Consider the following 19,534-nt stretch of genomic DNA (forward strand, 5'->3'; position numbering starts at 1 on the left):
TCCGTTACACCTTTTCCACGTTGACCAGGAACGCCTTGAACTCCGGCGTTTGCGTATTGGCGTCGCCGACGAACGGCGTCAGCGTGTTGGCGATAAAGCCTTTCTTCGCCACCCCTTCGTAACCCCAGTGGATCGGGATGCCGATGGTGTCGACTTCCTGGCCGTGCACCTGCAGCGTGCGAATACGCTTGGTCACCACCGCCTTGGCCTTGATGTAGCCACGGTTGGAGCTGACTTTCACGGTATCACCCTGCTTGATGCCCTTCTTCTCCGCCAGCTTTTCGCCGATTTCCACGAACTGTTCCGGCTGGGCGATGGCGTTCAGCCGCGCGTGCTTGGTCCAGTAGTGGAAGTGCTCGGTCAGACGATAGGTGGTGCCGACGTAAGGGAACTTGTCGGATTTGCCCATCGCCGCCAGATCGTCCTTGAACACGCGCGCCGCCGGGTTGGACACCACGTTCGGGTGCAGCGGGTTGGTGCCGAGCGGCGTTTCGAACGGCTCGTAGTGTTCAGGGAACGGCCCTTCCGCCATCTTGTCGGTGGCGAACAGGCGGCCCATGCCTTCCGGCTGCATGATGAACGGCCCGACGTCGCTGCCCGGCGCGGCGGTGCTGTAGTCCGGGATATCGGCCCCGACCCACTTGGCGCCGTCCCACTCCAACAGCTGGCGTTTCGGATCCCACGGTTTGCCCTGCGGATCCGCCGAGGCGCGGTTGTACAGAATGCGGCGGTTGAGCGGCCATGCCCAGGCCCAGCCCAGCGTATTGCCGAGGCCGGACGGATCGGCGTTGTCGCGCCGCGCCATCTGGTTGCCGGCCGGCGTCCAGCTGCCGGCGAAGATCCAGCAGCCGCTGGCGGTGGTGCCGTCGTCGCGCAATTGCGCGAACGAGCTGAGCAGTTCGCCTTTTTTCACCAGCACTTTGCCGTCGGCATCCAGCAGATCCGCCAGCGCCTTGCCGTTGTTCTCCTGCGCCACCTCTTCCGGCGCCGGGTTGTCCGGCGTCAGGTAGTCCCAGGTCATGTTCAGCACCTGCTCAGGCACCGCGCCACCGTCGCGCGCATACATCTCGCGCAGGCGGCTGAAGATGCCCGCCAGGATCTCGCCGTCGTTCAGCGCTTCACCCGGGGCGTCCGCGCCTTTCCAGTGCCACTGCAGCCAGCGGCCGGAGTTGACGATCGAGCCGTTCTCTTCGGCGAAGCAGGTGGACGGCAGGCGGAACACTTCGGTCTGGATCTGCGACGGATCCACTTCGTTGAACTCGCCGTGGTTCTGCCAGAAGTTGGAGGTCTCGGTGTTCAACGGATCGATGGTCACCAGGAACTTCAGCTTGGACAGTGAAGCCACCACCTTGTTTTTGTTCGGGAACGACGCTACCGGGTTAAAGCCCTGGCAGAAGTAGCCGTTGACCTTGCCCTGCGCCATCATCTCGAAGTACTGCAGCACGTCGTAGCCTTTGTCCCACTTCGGCAACCAGTCAAAGCCCCAGCTGTTGTCCTTCTGCGCCTTGTCGCCGTAGAAGGTCTTCATCATGCTGACGAAGAATTTCGGGTAGTTGCCCCAGTAGTTCACCTGGCCCGGCAGCAGCGCCTTCGGCGTGTTAGCCTTCAGGTAGGTCTCGAGATCGGTCTGTTTCTCCGACGGCAGCGTCAGGTAGCCCGGCAGGCTCTGCGACAGCAGGCCGAGATCGGTCAGACCCTGGATGTTGGAGTGGCCACGCAGCGCGTTGACGCCGCCGCCCGCCATGCCCATGTTGCCGAGCAGCAGCTGGATCATCGCCATGGTGCGGATGTTCTGTGCGCCGACCGAGTGCTGAGTCCAGCCCAGGGCGTACAGGAACGAAGCGGTCTTATCCGCCACGCAGGTTTCGGCGATGTATTCGCACACCTTGAGGAAATCGTCCTTCGGCGTGCCGCAGATGTTGCTCACCACGTCAGGCGTGTAGCGGCTCACGTGCTGCTTCAGCAGGTTCCACACGCAGCGCGGATCCTGCAGCGTGACGTCGCGCTTGGCGAAGCCGTTCTCGTCGAACTGGTAGTTCCAGGTGGTTTTGTCGTACTTGCGGTTTTCCGCGTCGTAGCCGCTGAACAAGCCGTCTTCGAAGGCAAAGTCTTCCCGCACCAGCAGGCTGGCGTTGGTGTAGGCCTCGACGTATTCGCGGTTAAATTTGTTGTTGGTCATCAGATACAGCAACACGCCCGACAGGAAAGCGATATCGGTCCCGGAGCGGATCGGCGTGTAGAAGTCCGCCACCGATGCGGTTCGGGTAAAGCGCGGATCGATCACGATCAGCTTGGCATTGTTGTGTATTTTGGCTTCCATCGCCCAGCGGAACCCCACCGGATGCGCTTCCGCCGCATTACCGCCCATGACGATAATCAAATTCGCGTTCTTGATATCAACCCAGTGGTTGGTCATCGCACCGCGACCAAATGTTGGAGCAAGACTTGCTACCGTTGGTCCGTGTCAGACACGCGCCTGGTTGTCTACGGCAAGCATGCCGAGAGCGCGACTAAATTTTTGCGACAGAAAACCGGTTTCGTTGCTGGCGGCCGAGGCGCACAGCATGCCGGTGGTCAGCCAGCGGTTGACGGTAACGCCCTGGTCGTTGGTTTTGATGAAGTTGGCGTCACGGTCTTCCTTCACCAGCTTGGCGATGCGGGTAAAGGCGTCGTCCCAGCTGATGCGCTGCCATTTGTCCGACCCTGGCGCCCGGTATTCCGGGTACTTGAGGCGGCTTTCGCTGTGGATGAAGTCAACCAGGCCGGCGCCTTTCGGGCAAAGCGCGCCGCGGTTTACCGGGTGATCCGGATCCCCTTCGATATGGAAAATGCTTTCTTTGGCGTTTTTGGCGCCATCACCAAGGCTGTACATCAACAGCCCACAGCCGACGGAACAATACGTACAGGTATTACGGGTCTCGCGGGCTCGCAGCAGTTTGTACTGCCGGGTTTCCGCCAACGCCACTTCGGGGGCAAAGCCCAGCGCGGCCACCGTCGTTCCTGCCATACCGCCAGCGCAGATCTTAAAGAACTGCCTTCTGCTGACCTGCATGGGGGTCTCCTTTACTCTCGATTGTCACATTGTTCAAATGCGCCTGCCCGCTAGCGCGGCAAACGCGAATGTCACTGTTGTTATGCTTGCTACGAACGCCGGCCATATTACCACAGCGTGCTTGTGGTTGTTACACACTCGTGCTCATTCAGTGAACGCATTGGCACATTTCGATACATTTCGGCGTTGGCGCTCCCTACAGTATAGAGAGTAACCAACGCGCCGGGGCGGCGGTTCGACGCGGCACCCCAGCGCCCTCTTCTATCAGCATGTTAACGCAACGATTTGTTCATTAACCACACAGTTCACAGGGCATTGATAATCATTTTCAATATCATTTAATTAACTATAATGATCCGACTGCTTACGCGGTGCTCGCCCTTTGCGCCGCCCATACACCACTGGAGATGATGATTATGAGTTATTCACTGCCATCCCTGCCTTACGCTTACGACGCACTGGAACCGCATTTCGACAAGCAGACGATGGAAATCCATCACACCAAACACCACCAGACCTACGTCAACAACGCCAACACCGTGCTGGAAGCCTACCCTGAGCTGGCCAAATACAGCGTTGAAGAGCTGATCCAGGATCTGGATAAAGTGCCTGCCGACAAACGCACCTTCATGCGTAACAACGCCGGCGGCCACGCCAACCACAGCTTCTTCTGGAAAAACCTGAAAACCGGCACCACGCTGGGCGGCGATCTGAAAGCGGCCATCGAGCGCGATTTCGGCAGCGTTGAGAAATTCCAGGAAGAGTTCGAGAAAGCCGCAGCCACCCGCTTCGGTTCCGGTTGGGCCTGGCTGGTGCTGAAAGACGGCAAGCTGGCCGTAGTGTCTACCGCCAACCAGGACAGCCCGCTGATGGGCGAAGCCGTCGCCGGCGCTTCCGGTTTCCCAATCATCGGCCTGGACGTGTGGGAACACGCTTACTACCTGAAATATCAGAACAAACGCCCTGACTACATCAAGGCGTTCTGGAACGTGGTCAACTGGGACGAAGCCGCCGCGCGCTTCGCCGCGAAGAAGTAATTCGCCCCTGTTGATGAAGATGCCCGCCGCCGGCGGGTATTTTTTTGCCTGAAATCCGCTAAAGTTTGACCACTTCCTGCCGATGGTTTGTTCAATTGACGTTCGCCCGGAGAAGGAAAAACGCTATGGCGGCATTGCAAGCATTGGCAGGAAAGTTCACTCATCTCACCGTAGGTAAAAAGCTCGGCCTCGGCTTCGCGCTGTTGCTGCTGTTGGCGGTCGTCATCGCCGGCACCGGAGCGCAATATCTGCACATCATCGAATCCCGCGCCGATCGCATCGACTTCAGCAACCGGCTGAACGAGGAGATCAACCAGGCCAAATACAACCGCGCCATGTACGGCCAGACCTACCAGCCGGAGTATCTGCAGAACAACCGCGCCAATATTGAAAACGCCGTCAAACTGATAGATCAGGGGCAGGCGCTGGACTGGGACGCCCAAAGCCGCAAGGATCTGCAGCGTCTGGTGACACTGATTGGGGAATATCAGCAACAGCAAAAAATCTTTGAGCAGGCGGTCTCGGCGAAAGACGCGGTGCGCCAGAGCTGGAACATGTCGGAAGTGCAGGCCAGCCTGAGCCAGGTGGAGCGCCAGCTCACCAACGGCGATCTGCAGTTGGCCTTCATCCAGCTGAACCAGAAGCTGACCCAGGTGCGCTACGGCGCGCGCGGTCTGCTGCTGAGCCTGAACAAGGAAACCGAAGCGCCGCTGATGGCGGCCATCGACGACGCGCGCGACGCGGCCAACGCCCTGAGCCGCCGGGTCAGCGACGCGCAGCGCCCGCAGCTGCAGTCGCTGCTGGCCGCCCTGGACGATTACAAAAACCGTATCGCGGCCTACCTGCCGGCCTATGAGCACGAGCAGCAGATCAGCCGACAGCTCGGTGAACGCGCACAAGCGATCGGCACGCTGGTGAACGCCTTTATGCAGGACGAATTGGCGCAGACGCGCAGCAACATCAACCTGGCGCAGCTGCAGATGGGCATCACCACCCTGATCGCGATTATCGCCGGAGTGCTTATCGCCTGGCGCATCACGCTGCAGATCACCCGTCCGCTGCAAAGTACGCTGGCGATGGCGGAACGCATCGCCAGCGGCGATCTGCGCCAGGCGCAGACCAGCACCCGCCGCGATGAGTTGGGGCAGTTGCTGAACGCGGTGGCGGCGATGAGCCAAAATCTGCGCACCATGATTGAGAAGATCCAGATGGGGGTCAGCCAGGTCTCCACCGCCTCCGCGGAAATCGCCGCCGGCAACACCGATCTCTCTTCCCGCACCGAGCAGCAGGCGGCGGCGGTCGAGGAAACCGCCGCCAGCATGGAACAGCTGACCGCCACGGTGAAACAGAACGCCGACAACGCCCATCATGCCAATCAGCTGGCCACCGACGCCTCGCAGACCGCGCAACAGGGCGGCAAGCTGGTGGAGAACGTGGTCAGCACCATGCGCGATATTTCCAGCAGTTCGCAGCGTATCGCCGAAATTACTACCCTGATCAACGGCATTGCCTTCCAGACCAACATCCTGGCGCTCAACGCCGCGGTGGAAGCAGCGCGCGCCGGCGAACAGGGACGCGGCTTCTCGGTGGTCGCCAGCGAAGTGCGCAGCCTGGCGAGCCGCAGCGCCCAAGCGGCGAAGGAGATCGAAGGGCTGATCGCCGAATCGGTCAGCCGGGTGAAAACCGGCACCGAACTGGTGGAAAGCACCGGCAATACCATGGAGCAGATCGTCCGCTCGGTTACCCACGTGCGCGACATCATGGCCGAGATCGCCGCCGCCTCCGATGAACAGACGCGCGGCATCGCCCAGATTGGCCAGGCGATCGTCGAAATGGACCATACCACCCAGCAGAACGCCGCGCTGGTGGAAGAGTCCGCCGCCGCCGCCGATTCGCTGGAAGAGCAGGCCGACATGCTGTTGCAGAGCGTTTCGGTGTTCCGTTTGGCGGAGCAGACCGAACCCGCCGCCGTGAAAGCCGCCGCGCCGAAAGCGCCGGCCGTAAAACCCGCGGCCGCCAACGCCGCAGCGGAAGAGAACTGGACCACCTTCTGACGCCCGCAGGCGAGGAATATCCGTTCCTCGCCCTATCTTTGTGGCAACAGGTGGGTCGCGACTCCCCAATTCAACAAATTAAAACCAGAGGCGGTCGCATCAAGCATTGCGTAGCCGCAATTGCGATGACCGTATCTGCGGAGGTCCTCCTGCGGGTCAGCCCCTTTAAGCCACCAAATCAGTGCCTGCAGAGCATGGCCGTGCGTAACAACACCAAGCGTTTGATTTTGTCCATCGACAGCCAGATCGGACAGACAAGCCATCAGGCGCCAGGCAACCTCATAAGCATTCTCCCCTCCCGGAGCCGACGCCTCTGCCTTACCGGCAAAGAGGCACTGCGTCGCTTCTGGATAATCGCGCATGGCCTGCGCATAAGATAATCCTTCCAGTCGGCCAAAATCTTGCTCCTGCAAACGCTCATCCATTTGCACAGTGCAGCCACATCTCTCAGCCAACGTCTCCGCTGTCGTAAAAGCCCGACCAGCCGGTGAACTGATCAACAAAGTGACCGATAACATTTGCAAGCGAGCGCCAAGCCCAGCGATTTGACGTCGCCCCTCTTCTGTCAGCGGACTGTCACTTCGCCCCTGAATAATCCCCGAGCGGTTCCATTCTGACTCCGCATGCCTCAATACAATGAAACGCATGGTTTTTTCTCGACGATAAAAGCCTAAATATAGACAGGAAAAACACATCCTTCCGTACAGGTAAACGCCGGGTAGTGTACGGGCACAACTCAGGCTATGCTGAGCCCTCGACGCGAGACACGGAGGCGCACATGCATCACCCAGACGTTTACATCGGCAGCATCCAACCCTATGAAGGCGGGCGCCCCAGCGCCATCGCCAAACGCCAGGTGGATGGCGCCATCCGGCTCACGCAGCTCGGGCTGGAAGGCGACGAACAGGCCGAAAAAAGCTACCACGGCGGGCCGGACCGCGCGCTGTGTCACTACCCGCGCGAGCATTATGCCCACTGGCGCGAGCAGTTTCCGGCGCAGGCCGAGCAGTTTTGCGCCCCGGCCTTCGGCGAGAACATCTCCACCGAAGGGCTGACCGAACACAATGTGTTTATGGGCGACATCTTCCGCTGGGGCGAGACGCTGATCCAGGTCACCCAGCCGCGCTCGCCGTGCTTCAAGCTCAATTATCACTTCGCCATCGAGGACATTTCGGTGCTGATGCAGCAAAGCGGCCGCTGCGGCTGGCTGTATCGGGTGGTGTCGCCGGGCGCGGTCAGCGGCGATCGCCCGCTGGCGCTGGCGGCGCGCAACAGCGATGTGTCGGTGGCCGAAGCCATCGCCATCGCCTGGCATATGCCGTTCGATGCGGAACAGTATCGCCGTCTGTTGGCGGTGGCCGGCCTCTCCGCCAGCTGGAGCAAGACCATGCTCACGCGGCTCGCCGAAGGGCGCCTTGAGGATTTCAACCGCCGCCTGCTCGGCCGTTGAACGCGCGAGCGGAAAATGAAAAACGTGCGCCGAATGCCGCGTTAACCCTTTTCTTCCGCCTATACTGTAGCCGCACGTTTTTTCAGCCAGGAGCCAGGATATGACCACCCCGACCCATTCGATTCATCACGCCGCCGCCGAGGGCTATCAGGCCAATGCCGATCGCTATGTGAAAGGCCGGCCGGATTACCCGCCGGAAATCGCCGTCTGGCTGCGTGACGTCATCGGCCTGCACGCCGGCATGACGGTCATCGATCTCGGCGCCGGTACCGGCAAGTTCACCCCGCGCCTGCTGGAAACCGGCGCGCAGGTGATCGCCGTCGAACCGGTGCCGCAAATGCTGGAAAAACTGTCGGCGGCGCTGCCGCAGGTGAAAACGCTGGCGGGCACCGCCGACGCGATCCCGCTACCGGACGAGTCGGTGGATGCCGTGGTGTGCGCCCAGTCCTTCCATTGGTTCGCCACGCCGCAGGCGCTGGCGGAAATCCAGCGCATTCTCAAGCCCGGCGGCAAACTCGGCCTGGTGTGGAACATGCGCGATGCGCGCGTCGGTTGGGTGCGTAAACTGAATCAGATCGTCGATAGCCACGAAGGCGATGCGCCGCGTTTCTATACCGGCGAATGGCGCAAATTCTTCCCGTTCAAAGGCTTTGAACCGCTGCAGGAGCAGGTGTTTATGCTCGGCCACCGGGGGGCGGTGGAGGACGTGATCTACAACCGGGTACGTTCAACCAGCTTTATCGCCGCGCTGCCGCAGGCGCAACAGGAGCAGGTTATCGATCGGTTGCGCCAACTGGTGGCGGAAGAAGAGGAACTGCGGGGCCAGGACACGGTCACCGTGCCCTATCAGACCAAGGCGTATTTCACCACCAAGGTCTGACGCCCGGGATTCAGAACGCTTTCTTGGCGTAGCCGGTGACCGCTTTCAGGCCCATCTCGCGGCCCAGCGCGGTCATCGGGTGTACCACAATCAGCCCGCGCGCGCTTTTCTTCAGCGCGCCCATATCGGCCTGCTCTTTCTTGGTGATCTCGCGGCTGAACGGCAGCTGGCTCAGCTTCTGCGCTTCGGCGCTCAGCTTCTCGCCGCGCACGTTTTTCAGGCGCTCGATCTCCGTCGCCAGCTTCTCTTTCTCTTTGGTGTGCTGCGCGATCAACTCAGGGTTGCCCTGTTGGATCACGGTGGCGTCTTTGTGGTTCAAGGCGTCCAGCAGGTCGCTCAGACGCTTGATCTCTGCCTTTTCTTTCTCTTTCATGGTCTCTGGCCCATTGTGCCCAAAATGGCACGCTAATCAATGATACCGGCATTGTAGCAAAAGGCGCGCGCCGTTACCCGTCCTGCGCAATGCCGGGCGGCAGGCCGCTCATCTCGCAGGCCCTGGCGCCGAGCCGAGCCAGCGCCTGGGTGTAGCGCGCGTTGAACGGGTAGCAGCAGGAGAGCCGCAGCGCGTTGCGGTAGCGCCCGCTCGGGGAATACAGGGTGCCCGGCGTCAAACAGATCTGCTCCTCAAGCAGCTGATGGAACAGCGCCACGCTGTCCACGCCGGGGGGGAATTCGACCCAGAACACGAAGCCGCCCGCCGGCTGCGTGGCCAGCGTGCCGCGCGGGAAATGCCGGGCGATCAGCGCCCTCGCCTCGTCGACCTGCGCCGCATAGCGCTTGCGCAGGTTGCGCAAATGGTGATCGTAGCCGCCGCTCTCCAGGAAGGTCGCCAGCGTTTCCGACAGCAGCTGCGACTCGGACATCGACGACACCGCCTTCAGCTTGCGCAACGCCTCGTGAAAACGGCCGCCGCAGATCCAGCCGACGCGAAAATCCGGCGCCAGCGTTTTGGTGAAGCTGGAGCAAAACAGCACCCAGCTGTCGCGATCGAACGCCTTCACCGCCGGCGACAGCGCCCCGCCGAACTGGATCTCGGCATACAGCCCGTCTTCAATCAACGGCACCTGATGATCGTTCATCAGCCGCGCCAGCCGCTTTTTCGCGGCCAGCGGCATAGTGCAACCCAGCGGGTTTTGCACCGTCGGCATGGCGATCACCGCATTCAGCCGCTTCTCGTTCAGCAGCAGCTCCAGCGCGTCCAACGACAGCCCCAGCTGCGGATCGGTAGGGATTTCCAGCGCTTTCAGCCCCAGGCTGGCCAGCAGCGGCAGCAGATAAAAGTAGGTCGGCGACTCCAGCCCGACGCAGTCGCCCGGTTTGGTGGTAACGCGCAGCGCCAGCTGCAGCGCCTCCATGCAGCCGTGGGTCAACACCACGTCGCCCGGCTCCAACAGCATGCCGAGCGTCATTGAGCGGCGGGCGATCTGCTGACGCAGCCGCAGGCTGCCGGGCGGCAACGGATACTGCCCGATCAGATCCGGCTGGCGGCGCAGTTGGGAAGACAGCATGCGCCCCAGTTTGCCGCCGGGATAGAAATCGCTGGTCTGCGGGCAGGCCAGCGCAATGTTGGTGAAGGCCGGGTTCTGCTGGGCGGCGAACACCGTATCGATCAACGCCAGCACGTCGTCCGCCGGCGGTTCGATGCGGCCGCTGGGCGCCGAGGCCATCTTCAGCGCCGGCAGCGTGCTGCGGACATAAAACCCCGACTGCGGCCGCGCTTCGATCAGCCCGCGATCCTCCAGCGTGCGGTAAGCCGACACCACGGTATTGATGCTGACGCGATGGGTTTGCGCACAGCGCCGCACCGAAGGCAAGCGGTCGCCGGGCTGCAGCGTGCCGCGGCGAATGGCTTCGGCCAGCGTATCCGCCAGCTGCAGGTAACGGGTATCCGGGGTTTCATCGAGCAGGGTCACAGTTTCTCTCCAGGGAATGGGTACAGTTTACATTTTGCACAACTGTAACCATGACAATAGCCGATTTGTGGTTCTGTCACCATCCCATTGCAGCGATTATGCTGATCCTCTCGTTATCACCGTCATTTTCAAGGAACCTGCCATGCTGGACTCCGCCTTTGTCAGCTACGTCACCGTCATGTCGATCACCCCCGGCCCCAACAACCTGCTGCTGGCCTCGTCGGGCGTCAACTTCGGCCTGCGCCGCACCCTGCCGATGCTGTTCGGCATCTGCGTCGGTTGTGCAGTACAGCTGGCGATCATTATCCCGCTGCTGGCGCTGGCGCTGAGCTGGGCCGGCGTCATCCGCTTCCCGCTGGCGGTGATCGGCTGCGCCTACCTGCTGTGGCTGTCGTGGAAACTGTTTCAGGCGGCCTCGCCGGACGCCAAAGAGCAGGCGCAGCCGATGAGCCTGCTCAACGGCGCGCTGTTTCAGGCGGTCAACCCCAAGGCCTGGCTGATGGTGATCAACGTGGCGATCCTGTTCACCCCGCGCGAAGGCGCCACCTTTGTCCATACGCTGTCTATCATCGCCGGTTTCGCGCTGCTGAACTTGCCTTGCGTGCTGCTGTGGGCGGTGCTGGGCGATCGGTTGCGCAACGCGCTGCGGGTCACCTGGAAGCTGCGGGTGTTCAACGGCGCGATGTCCGGGCTGATGGCCGCCACCGCGCTGTGGTTGTTGTTCGACGAGTGGCGCGCGGCCTTTGCCTAGCCGCGGCCGAGAGGAGAAAGCCGAGAGGGTTGCTTGGCGCCGATGCCGGCGATCAGATCGGTAATGGACAACACCATGGTGGAGCGCACCATCTGCTGATAGCGCTGGCGCTGCATGGCGATCAGCGCTTCATCCGCCTCGCCCGGCTGCAGGAAAGTCGGCACCGGCGGCAGCGCGGCCACGCAGTGCAGCTCGCCGAACGGCCCGAGTATTTCGTCGTCGACGAAGCGGTATTCCGATCCGTCGTGGTTCAGCTCTTCGCGCATCGCCATCAGCAGCTCGGCGTCTTCATATTCGTGGCGGGAAATCACCCCCAGCCCGTACATCAGCTTCAGGCGCACCGACAGCTCCCCCAGCGGGCCGCTGCCGGACAATAGCGGTTCGACGGCATATTTCACCGCATAGTCGTCCTTGCGGAATACCTGCACCACCAGCACGTTGAGCGCTTCCGCCAGCAGCTCTACCGCCGCGATCAGGAAGCTGCGCACCGTTTTGCCCGCGTTCAGCTTTTCCAGAACCTGGTTTTCAAATGCCTGTGCTTCTTCCATCGTCGCTTTTCGAAAGGCGTGGGGAGGGCCGTCGATGCCGAACTCGGGTTCCAGGAGCGCAGCAAGCTGCGCTCGGGTGTTCATCATCACGATTCTACTTGTGCATGGCGTTATACACAGCAACGGCCTCTTCTACAACCTCGCTTTCCGCCGGCAGGCCGGAAATTTGCGCCAGCGCGGCTTTCGGCCCGAGCGTGTTCAGCAATTCCGCCAACTCCAGCGCCTGCGGATCCTGTTCGCTGCGGTAACTCATGGCGGCGGCGATGCCCTGGATCAGGTTGGCATGCGGCAGGCCGTATTCCAGCGTGCCCAGCAGCGGTTTGATCAGGCGATCGCCGGCGCTCAGCTTGCGCAGCGGCTGGCGCCCTACGCGCTCGACGTCATCGTGCAGATACGGGTTTTCGAAGCGGCCGAGAATTTTGTTGATGTAGGCGGCGTGCTTGTCGGCGTCGAAGCCGTAACGCTTGATCAGCACCGCGCCGCTCTCTTCCATCGCCCCTTTCACCACGCGGCGGATCGCCGGGTCGAGAATGGCGTCGCGAATGGTTTGCAGCCCGGCCCGTTGGCCGAGGTAGGCGGTGATCGCGTGGCCGGTGTTGAGGGTGAACAGCTTGCGCTCGACGAAGGCCATCAGGTTATCGGTCAGCTCCATGCCGGCGATCGCCGGAGGCTGGCCTTTAAACTGCGTCTGATCGACGATCCATTCGCTGAAGGTTTCCACCGTCACTTCCAGCGGATCGCTGCTGTCCGCCGGCGGCACGATACGATCGACCGCCGAATCGACGAAGCCGACGTGCTGCTCAACCCATGCCTGCTCGTCCTGCGGCAGCGCGGCAAACACGTGCTGCTTCAGCTGGCTGGTGCCGCGCACCATGTTCTCACAGGCGATGATGTTCAGCGGCTGCACATTGCCCTGCTGATGGCGCAGCACCAGCCCTTTGGCGATCGTGCCGGCGATTTTGGCGAGAATTTGCGGGCCAACGGCGGTGGTCACCAGATCCGCCTCGGCGATCAGCGCCACCGCGGCTTCGCTGCCGCTGTTGACGGCGCTGACGTTGTTGACGCTCTCTACGCGCTCTTGCTCGCCCACCACGTGCACCTGGTAGCTTTTACGGCTGTTCAGCAGATCCAGCACCGTTTGATTGACGTCGGCGAAGGTCAGCTCAACCCCGGCGTCCGCCAGCAGCTTGCCGATAAAACCGCGGCCGATGTTCCCTGCGCCAAAATGTAATGCTTTCATAACTCTACCTTCTTAATGTCGAAGGGTGCAGCACGCTGCACCCTTGAAAATGATTCTGTTATCCGGCTTTTTTGCCGCCGAGCAGGTCCAGCACTTCCTGAACGCTGGTGGTATTCGCCAGCCGCTCGATCACGCTCTCGTCATCCAGCGCGTTGGTCAGGCTGGTGATCACCTGGATATGCTCGTTGTTGCGCGCGGCGATGCCGATCACCAGACGGGCCACTTCATCCTCTTCATCGCCGAAGCGCACGCCCTGCGGGTATTGGCAGAACACCACGCCGGTACGCAGCACCCGGTCTTTGGCCTCGATGGTGCCGTGCGGCACGGCGATCGATTCGCCCAGGTAGGTGGAGGTGAGCTTTTCGCGCTCCAGCATCGCCGGCACGTATTCCGGCTCAACGTAGCCGCCCTTCACCAGTTGCTCGCCGGCGAAGCGGATCGCCTGCTCTTTGTCGCTGGCCTGCAGGTTGAGGAACACGTTGCTCTCGCTTAGCTTGAACAGCCCCGGTTCGCCGGCCTCTGCAGCCGCGTGCGCGCCGCTCTGCGGGGCCGCTGCGGCAGCGGTGTTCACCGCCAGCAAACGCTCGACCAGATCGCCATACAGCTTGCTGTCGAGGAAGTTAGTCAGCGAAATGTGCTGGGCCTGCGGCGCATGGCGCATCGCGCGCTCGGTCAGATCGCGGTGGGTGATCACCAGATCCACATCGTCCGGCAGGCTGTTGATGGCGCTGTTGGTCACCGAGATGTTCTTCAGCCCGGCGTCGGCCACTTTCTTGCGCAGTACCCCGGCGCCCATGGCGCTGGAGCCCATGCCCGCATCGCAGGCGACGATGATTTTGCGCACGGTGCTCAGATCGCCATCGACCGCCGCCGGCGCGGCCGCGCCGCCCTTGGACTGCGATTTCATCTCTTGCACGCGGCGGGTCGCGGCTTCCAGATCGTCATCCTCTTTCACCTTGGAGGTTTTCAACAGGAAAGCGGACACCACGAAGGAGACGGCAAAGGCTGCGCACACCGCCGCAATGTTGGCGAAGTAGGCGCCTTTCGGGGTCATCGCCAGCACCGCCAAAATCGACCCCGGGGAAGCCGGAGACACCAGGCCGCCGTTCAGCATCGTCAGGGTGAATACGCCGGTCATGCCGCCCAGGATCACCGCCAGCAGCAGACGCGGGTTCATCAGCACGTACGGGAAGTAGATTTCGTGGATGCCGCCCAGGAAGTGAATGATCGCCGCACCGCCGGCGGATTGCTTGGCGCTGCCGCGGCCGAAGAACATGTAGGCCATCAGCACGCCCATGCCCGGGCCTGGGTTGGCTTCGATCAGGAAGAACACCGATTTGCCGGCTTCCGTCGCCTGCTGGATGCCCAGCGGCGAGAAGATGCCGTGGTTGATGGCGTTGTTCAGGAACAGGATTTTCGCCGGTTCAACGAAGATGGACGCCAATGGCAGCAGGTTGTTCGTCACCATCACGTGCACGCCCGCCGCCAGCAGCTTGGAAAGCACCTCCACCAGCGGCCCGATGCCCAGGAAGGCCAGGATCGCCAACAGCATGCCGATGATGCCGGCGGAGAAGTTGTTCACCAGCATTTCAAAGCCGCTTTTGATCTTGCCGTCCACCCAGCGGTCGAAGTGCTTGATGGCCCAGCCGCCCAGCGGACCGGCGATCATCGCGCCGAGGAACATCGGCATGTCGGCGCCGACGATGACGCCCATGGTGGTGATGGCGCCGACCACGCCGCCGCGATCGCCGCCCACCAGCCGCCCGCCGGTATAACCGATCAACAGCGGCAGCAGGTAGGTGATCATCGGGCCGACCAGCTTGGCTAAGGTCTCATTCGGCAGCCAGCCGGTTGGAATGAATAGCGCGGTGATAATCCCCCAGGCGATAAAGGCGCCGATGTTGGGCATCACCATGTTGCTCAGGAAGCGGCCAAAGTTTTGCACTTTAACCTTGATGTCTGGTGAAAACATAAAACACACCCCTATTGTTACGCGCTGACAATAGAGCGCGTGATTATTGTTGTGACGATCCAGCCGTGTTGCCGCTGTATGCGAAACGGACTCTATCACGCTGTTTTTGTCACGCGAACTTCACGAATTTTTTGTGACACAAGTCACACACAACACCCCAACAACCCCTCATTTATGGTGATAAAGATCACATTTATGGCGTGTAAAAAAAGCACAGTGAGAAAAAAACCGCCCAAAAACCGACAATAAAGTGATTAATGTCACATTTTTAACTTGGTTGTTTGTTTTTAAATTGTGATAAACATCACAATTTATTTTTAGCTGCAGCGCCCGAACGCGACGCTCTGTTTGATCTTCCCTGTGAGCACTCATCCCGCCGGGAACTAGCGAAGTGATGAATGAAAGAAAACTACAATGCCGAATGAATGGATTAATTGAAGTGTAGTACAGAAGCCTGCGTAATAAACCAGCAAGCTATTGGAAACGCTGAGGGGAAATAAAACAGGCCGGCCAATGCCGGCCTGTAGATCGTCGTAGGCGCGTTATTGCGTCACGCTTTGAATGGCTTTCTGCGCATTCACCAGGTTCTGCTGTTTGGCCACCAGATTCGACATCATGGTGTTGTACTGCGCCACCTGCTGCGCGGTGCGGAACTGCACGCCGTTGTTGTTGAAGCTGACCTGATTGCCCTGGCTCTGCAGGAAATCGCCAACCTGCACCAGATCCTGCACAAAGCTGGCGGTGGTCGGGATTGCCGGCATCAGGGCGTTGGCCGGCGCGGTGACGATTTTGTCATAGGCCTGGTTATACACCGCCTTCAGATCGTCGGGCTGTTTCAGCGCCGTGCGGGCGGTATCCGCCTGCGACTTGGCGGACTGGATCTGCTGGCCCAGCAGGTTCAACGCCCCGACCGATTGCTGCAGCGCATCGCGTTTGTTCAGATAGTCCTGTGCGGTGCGGATCTGGTTAATCTGATCCAGCGCTGGCGTCAGGCTGGCGCCGACCGACTTGGACAGCTGCTGTGAAAAGCCGACCAAAATCGCGTAATCGCCGGCATAGTTGCCGAACTTCTGCTTCTGGTCTTCGCTCAGCGTGGGGATGTTCGCCCCGCTGCGCATCACGGTATTCTGTAAGTAATCAATGAATGCTTTGCGCTGTTCCGGCTCTTTATCGCCGCAGGCGGTCAATTGCATGACCACCAACAATGCCAATACCGGTGCCAACCAACGCGCGAAACCTCTGCTCTGGATCCCTACCGCCATGTGACATAACTCCTGTTATAAACCTGCTTTTTCATTGGACTCCGCCCCTTTTTCCGCACTCCGTGCGCCTATAAGAATAGATCAACTGGCGGCGTTCCGATACGCGATTCCGTTTGCGGTGAACATTGTCTCGGCCGGAGGCGGTTGAACATCGTGCGCAAAACGCACTGAGGTTCATTGCCGTCGGCGACCGGATGCTTCAATTTCCCCAAGTCGCCCCCCAAGTCGCCCCCCAAGTCGCCCCCCAAGTCGCCCCCCAAGTCGCCCCCCAAGTCGCCCCCCAAGTCGCCAGGCGACCTTGCCTTCGCACCCAGGAAACGGAAATAAAAAAGGCGCCCGCAGGCGCCTTTTCACAGCACAGAGCCGTTTACTGCAGTACGGAGATATCCGCCACCTGCAGGAACAGTTCACGCAGTTTGCTCAGCAGCGTCAGACGATTCACGCGCACTTCCGCATCGTCCGCCATTACCATCACGTTGTCGAAGAACGCATCCACCGGTTCACGCAGCGCAGCCAGTTCCACCAGCGCTTCCTGGTAATTGCCCGCCGCGAAGTACGGCTGCAGCTTGTCGCGCAGCACCACCAGGTGGGTCGCCAACTGGATCTCCGCCGCGTCCTTCAGCACCGAGGCGCGCACGCTGTCGTTCAGCGTTTCGGTAGATTTGGCCAGGATATTGGAGACGCGTTTGTTGGCCGCAGCCAACGCCGCCGCTTCGTCCAGCGTGCGGAAGTGGGATACCGCCTTGACGCGCGCGTCAAAGTCGGCCGGCTTGGTCGGACGGCGCGCCAGCACCGCCTGAATGGTATCGACCGCGTGGCCTTCTTCCTGATACCAGGCGCGGAAGCGGCCCAGCATGAATTCCACCACCTCATCGACCACTTTGGCGTTGGTCAGCTTGCTGCCGTACAAGCGCACGGCCTCTTCGGTCAGGGTCTGCAGATCCAGCGGCAGGTTTTTCTCGACGATGATGCGCAGCACGCCCAGCGCGGCGCGGCGCAGCGCGAACGGGTCTTTATCGCCTTTCGGATGCTGCCCGATGCCGAAAATGCCGGCCAGGGTGTCCATCTTGTCGGCGATCGCCAGGGAACAGGCCACCAGTGACTGCGGCAGCGCATCGCCGGCGTAGCGCGGCTGATACTGCTCGTTCAGCGCAACGGCGACGTCTTCCGCCTCACCGTCGTGGCGCGCGTAGTGCATGCCCATCACGCCCTGGGTGTCGGTGAATTCAAACACCATGTTGGTCATCAGGTCGCACTTCGACAGCAGGCCCGCGCGGGTGGCGTGGTTGACGTCGGCGCCGATCTGGCCGGCAACCCAGCCCGCCAGCGCCTGAATGCGATCGGTTTTGTCGCGCAGGGTGCCCAGCTGCTGTTGGAACAGCACGGTTTCCAGGCGCGGCAGATTGTCTTCCAGACGTTTCTTGCGATCGGTGTTGAAGAAGAACTCGGCGTCAGCCAGGCGCGGACGCACCACCTTCTCGTTACCGGAGATGATCTGCTGCGGGTCCTTCGACTCGATGTTGGCCACGAAGATAAAGTTCGGCAGCAGTTTGCCCGCGGCGTCGTACACCGGGAAATACTTCTGATCGCCCTTCATGGTGTACACCAGCGCTTCCGCCGGCACCGCCAGGAATTTCTCTTCGAATTTGGCGGTCAGCACCACCGGCCATTCCACCAGCGAGGCCACTTCTTCCAGCAGGCTGTCGCTCAGATCGGCCTTGCCGCCAATCTTCTGCGCCGCCAGCTCGGCGTCGCGCTTGATGAGCGCTTTACGCGCTTCGTAGTCGGCGACCACTTTGCCGCGCTCCAGCAGGATCTGCGGGTATTGGTCGGCGTTGTCGAGGGTAAACTCGGCTTCGCCCATGAAGCGGTGGCCACGCACGGTGCGCGCGGATTCGATGCCCAGCACGGTGCCCGGGATCAGATCGGCGCCCAGCAGCATCGTAACGGTGTGCACCGGACGCACGAACTGCACGTCGGAGTCGCCCCAACGCATCAGTTTCGGGATCGGCAATTTAGCCAGCGCGGTGCTGACCATGCCGGCCAGCAGTTGTTGCGCCGACTGGCCTTTGACGTGGGCGCGGTACATCAACCACTCGCCCTTGTCAGTCACCAGGCGTTCAGCCTGATCGACGGTGATGCCGCAGCCGCGCGCCCAGCCTTCGGCCGCTTTGCTCGGTTTGCCTTCGGCGTCGAACGCCTGGGCGATCGCCGGGCCGCGTTTTTCAATTTCGCGATCGGCCTGCGCCGCGCTCAGGTTAGCCACTTTCAGCGCCAGGCGGCGCGGTGCGGCGAACCAGCTCACTTCACCGTGTTCCAGGCCGGCGTTGTCCAGCTCGGCGGTGAAGTTGGCGGCGAAAGATTCCGCCAGGGAACGAAGAGCCTTCGGCGGCAGCTCTTCCGTGCCGATTTCCACCAGGAAAGTCTGTTGAGTCATGGCTGCCTCTTAGTTCTCGTTCTTCTTGTTGCACATCGGGAAGCCCAGCGCTTCGCGGGAAGCGTAGTAGGCTTCGGCAACGGCTTTGGTCAGCGTGCGGATACGCAGAATGTAGCGTTGGCGCTCGGTCACCGAAATCGCCTTGCGCGCATCCAGCAGGTTGAAGGTATGGCCCGCCTTCAGGATGCGTTCGTAGGCCGGCAGCGGCAGCGGTTTTTCCAGCGCCAGCAGCGATTGGGCTTCTTTCTCGTACTGCTCGAAGCAGGAGAACAGGAAGTCGACGTCGGCGTATTCGAAGTTGTAGGTGGACTGCTCCACTTCATTCTGATGGAACACGTCGCCGTAGGTGGTGACGCCCAGCGGGCCGTTGCTCCACACCAGATCGTACACGCTGTCCACGCCCTGGATGTACATCGCCAGACGCTCCAGACCGTAGGTGATCTCGCCGGTCACCGGCTTGCACTCCAGGCCGCCGACCTGCTGGAAGTAAGTGAACTGCGTCACTTCCATGCCGTTCAGCCACACTTCCCAACCCAGGCCCCAGGCGCCGAGCGTCGGGTTTTCCCAGTTGTCTTCCACGAAGCGAATGTCATGGATGGTCGGATCCAGACCCAGCTCTTTCAACGAGCCCAGGTAGAGTTCCTGAATGTTGTCCGGCGATGGCTTAATCACCACCTGGAACTGGTAGTAGTGCTGCAGACGGTTCGGGTTTTCGCCGTAGCGGCCGTCGGTCGGGCGGCGAGATGGCTGCACATAGGCGGCGGCCATCGGCTCCGGCCCCAGTGCGCGCAGGCACGTCATCGGGTGTGAGGTTCCCGCGCCGACTTCCATGTCCAATGGTTGAACGATGGTGCAGCCCTGGCGCGCCCAATAATCCTGCAGTGTCAGGATCAGGCCCTGGAAGGTCTTGGTATCAAACTTTTGCATGTTGAATTCGC

Annotated in this window: 15 protein-coding genes; 5 read left to right on the top strand and 10 right to left on the bottom strand. The window is 61.2% G+C overall.

Annotated elements, in window-relative coordinates; all coding sequences use genetic code 11:
- Nucleotides 1-4: 4 nt before the first annotated feature.
- Nucleotides 5-3,052 carry a formate dehydrogenase-N subunit alpha gene (gene fdnG, locus GT753_RS18755; protein ID WP_103086119.1) on the bottom strand — a complete coding sequence of 1,016 codons (3,048 nt, stop codon included), beginning with the start codon at nt 3,050-3,052 and terminating at the stop codon, nt 5-7.
- Nucleotides 3,053-3,468: 416 nt separating this feature from the next.
- On the opposite strand from fdnG, the gene sodA reads away from it, so the two are divergent.
- On the top strand, nt 3,469-4,089 hold the full coding sequence (gene sodA / locus GT753_RS18760; RefSeq protein ID WP_004934003.1) for a superoxide dismutase [Mn]: 621 nt from the start codon (nt 3,469-3,471) through the stop codon (nt 4,087-4,089).
- Between the two features lie 125 nt (nt 4,090-4,214).
- Entirely contained in the window at nt 4,215-6,143 is a 1,929-nt protein-coding gene (locus GT753_RS18765) for a methyl-accepting chemotaxis protein (protein WP_160125836.1), read from the top strand.
- A gap of 32 nt (nt 6,144-6,175) precedes the next feature.
- On the opposite strand, the gene GT753_RS18770 is transcribed toward GT753_RS18765, so the two are convergent.
- A complete protein-coding gene (locus GT753_RS18770; protein ID WP_031299772.1) occupies nt 6,176-6,790 on the bottom strand; it encodes a histidine phosphatase family protein in 615 nt (204 codons plus the stop codon).
- Between the two features lie 131 nt (nt 6,791-6,921).
- On the opposite strand from GT753_RS18770, the gene yiiM reads away from it, so the two are divergent.
- Together yiiM and GT753_RS18780 are read left to right on the top strand one after the other, a co-directional pair.
- Entirely contained in the window at nt 6,922-7,593 is a 672-nt protein-coding gene (yiiM, locus tag GT753_RS18775; RefSeq protein WP_088381113.1) for a 6-hydroxyaminopurine reductase, read from the top strand.
- 100 nt (nt 7,594-7,693) lie between these two features.
- A complete protein-coding gene (locus tag GT753_RS18780; RefSeq protein ID WP_021504151.1) occupies nt 7,694-8,473 on the top strand; it encodes a class I SAM-dependent methyltransferase in 780 nt (259 codons plus the stop codon).
- Nucleotides 8,474-8,483: 10 nt separating this feature from the next.
- On the opposite strand, the gene GT753_RS18785 is transcribed toward GT753_RS18780, so the two are convergent.
- Together GT753_RS18785 and GT753_RS18790 are read right to left on the bottom strand one after the other, a co-directional pair.
- Nucleotides 8,484-8,846, bottom strand: a complete 363-nt coding sequence (locus GT753_RS18785; protein WP_021504152.1) for a YibL family ribosome-associated protein — start codon at nt 8,844-8,846, stop codon at nt 8,484-8,486.
- 73 nt (nt 8,847-8,919) lie between these two features.
- Nucleotides 8,920-10,386, bottom strand: a complete 1,467-nt coding sequence (locus GT753_RS18790) for a PLP-dependent aminotransferase family protein (protein WP_160125837.1) — start codon at nt 10,384-10,386, stop codon at nt 8,920-8,922.
- A 142-nt stretch (nt 10,387-10,528) separates the two neighbouring features.
- Between GT753_RS18790 and GT753_RS18795 the strand changes: the two genes are divergently transcribed.
- The gene (locus GT753_RS18795) at nt 10,529-11,137 is read left to right on the top strand and encodes a LysE family translocator (RefSeq protein WP_160125838.1); all 609 of its coding nucleotides are present in this window, start codon (nt 10,529-10,531) and stop codon (nt 11,135-11,137) included.
- On the opposite strand, the gene GT753_RS18800 is transcribed toward GT753_RS18795, so the two are convergent.
- The 6 genes from GT753_RS18800 to glyQ form a co-directional block, all read right to left on the bottom strand.
- On the bottom strand, nt 11,134-11,685 hold the full coding sequence (locus tag GT753_RS18800; protein WP_016929575.1) for an MltR family transcriptional regulator: 552 nt from the start codon (nt 11,683-11,685) through the stop codon (nt 11,134-11,136). The two genes, GT753_RS18795 and GT753_RS18800, sit on opposite strands and share 4 nt — an antisense overlap.
- Nucleotides 11,686-11,779: 94 nt before the next feature.
- Complete coding sequence (locus GT753_RS18805; RefSeq protein ID WP_021504154.1) at nt 11,780-12,925, bottom strand: mannitol-1-phosphate 5-dehydrogenase; 1,146 nt, start codon at nt 12,923-12,925, stop codon at nt 11,780-11,782.
- A gap of 58 nt (nt 12,926-12,983) precedes the next feature.
- On the bottom strand, nt 12,984-14,897 hold the full coding sequence (locus tag GT753_RS18810; RefSeq protein WP_044030181.1) for a PTS mannitol transporter subunit IICBA: 1,914 nt from the start codon (nt 14,895-14,897) through the stop codon (nt 12,984-12,986).
- A 542-nt stretch (nt 14,898-15,439) separates the two neighbouring features.
- A complete protein-coding gene (locus GT753_RS18815; RefSeq protein ID WP_015376162.1) occupies nt 15,440-16,159 on the bottom strand; it encodes a DUF3053 domain-containing protein in 720 nt (239 codons plus the stop codon).
- A gap of 367 nt (nt 16,160-16,526) precedes the next feature.
- Complete coding sequence (glyS, locus tag GT753_RS18820; protein WP_004933969.1) at nt 16,527-18,596, bottom strand: glycine--tRNA ligase subunit beta; 2,070 nt, start codon at nt 18,594-18,596, stop codon at nt 16,527-16,529.
- Between the two features lie 9 nt (nt 18,597-18,605).
- A complete protein-coding gene (glyQ, locus tag GT753_RS18825) occupies nt 18,606-19,523 on the bottom strand; it encodes a glycine--tRNA ligase subunit alpha (protein WP_004933966.1) in 918 nt (305 codons plus the stop codon).
- Between the last annotated feature and the right edge of the window lie 11 nt (nt 19,524-19,534).

The sequence above is a fragment of the Serratia sp. Z4 genome (assembly GCF_009900725.1).
GTDB classification, from domain to species: domain Bacteria; phylum Pseudomonadota; class Gammaproteobacteria; order Enterobacterales; family Enterobacteriaceae; genus Serratia; species Serratia nematodiphila.

Bases quoted from the DNA above. Each gene is read 5' to 3' on its own strand.
- GT753_RS18800 (WP_016929575.1), bottom strand. From the start codon at position 11,685: ATGGAAGAAGCACAGGCATTTGAAAACCAGGTTCTGGAAAAGCTGAAC.
- glyQ (WP_004933966.1), bottom strand. From the start codon at position 19,523: ATGCAAAAGTTTGATACCAAGACCTTCCAGGGCCTGATCCTGACACTG.
- yiiM (WP_088381113.1), top strand. From the start codon at position 6,922: ATGCATCACCCAGACGTTTACATCGGCAGCATCCAACCCTATGAAGGC.
- GT753_RS18770 (WP_031299772.1), bottom strand. From the start codon at position 6,790: ATGCGTTTCATTGTATTGAGGCATGCGGAGTCAGAATGGAACCGCTCG.
- GT753_RS18810 (WP_044030181.1), bottom strand. From the start codon at position 14,897: ATGTTTTCACCAGACATCAAGGTTAAAGTGCAAAACTTTGGCCGCTTC.
- GT753_RS18765 (WP_160125836.1), top strand. From the start codon at position 4,215: ATGGCGGCATTGCAAGCATTGGCAGGAAAGTTCACTCATCTCACCGTA.
- GT753_RS18780 (WP_021504151.1), top strand. From the start codon at position 7,694: ATGACCACCCCGACCCATTCGATTCATCACGCCGCCGCCGAGGGCTAT.
- GT753_RS18795 (WP_160125838.1), top strand. From the start codon at position 10,529: ATGCTGGACTCCGCCTTTGTCAGCTACGTCACCGTCATGTCGATCACC.
- sodA (WP_004934003.1), top strand. From the start codon at position 3,469: ATGAGTTATTCACTGCCATCCCTGCCTTACGCTTACGACGCACTGGAA.
- GT753_RS18785 (WP_021504152.1), bottom strand. From the start codon at position 8,846: ATGAAAGAGAAAGAAAAGGCAGAGATCAAGCGTCTGAGCGACCTGCTG.
- GT753_RS18815 (WP_015376162.1), bottom strand. From the start codon at position 16,159: ATGGCGGTAGGGATCCAGAGCAGAGGTTTCGCGCGTTGGTTGGCACCG.
- GT753_RS18805 (WP_021504154.1), bottom strand. From the start codon at position 12,925: ATGAAAGCATTACATTTTGGCGCAGGGAACATCGGCCGCGGTTTTATC.
- glyS (WP_004933969.1), bottom strand. From the start codon at position 18,596: ATGACTCAACAGACTTTCCTGGTGGAAATCGGCACGGAAGAGCTGCCG.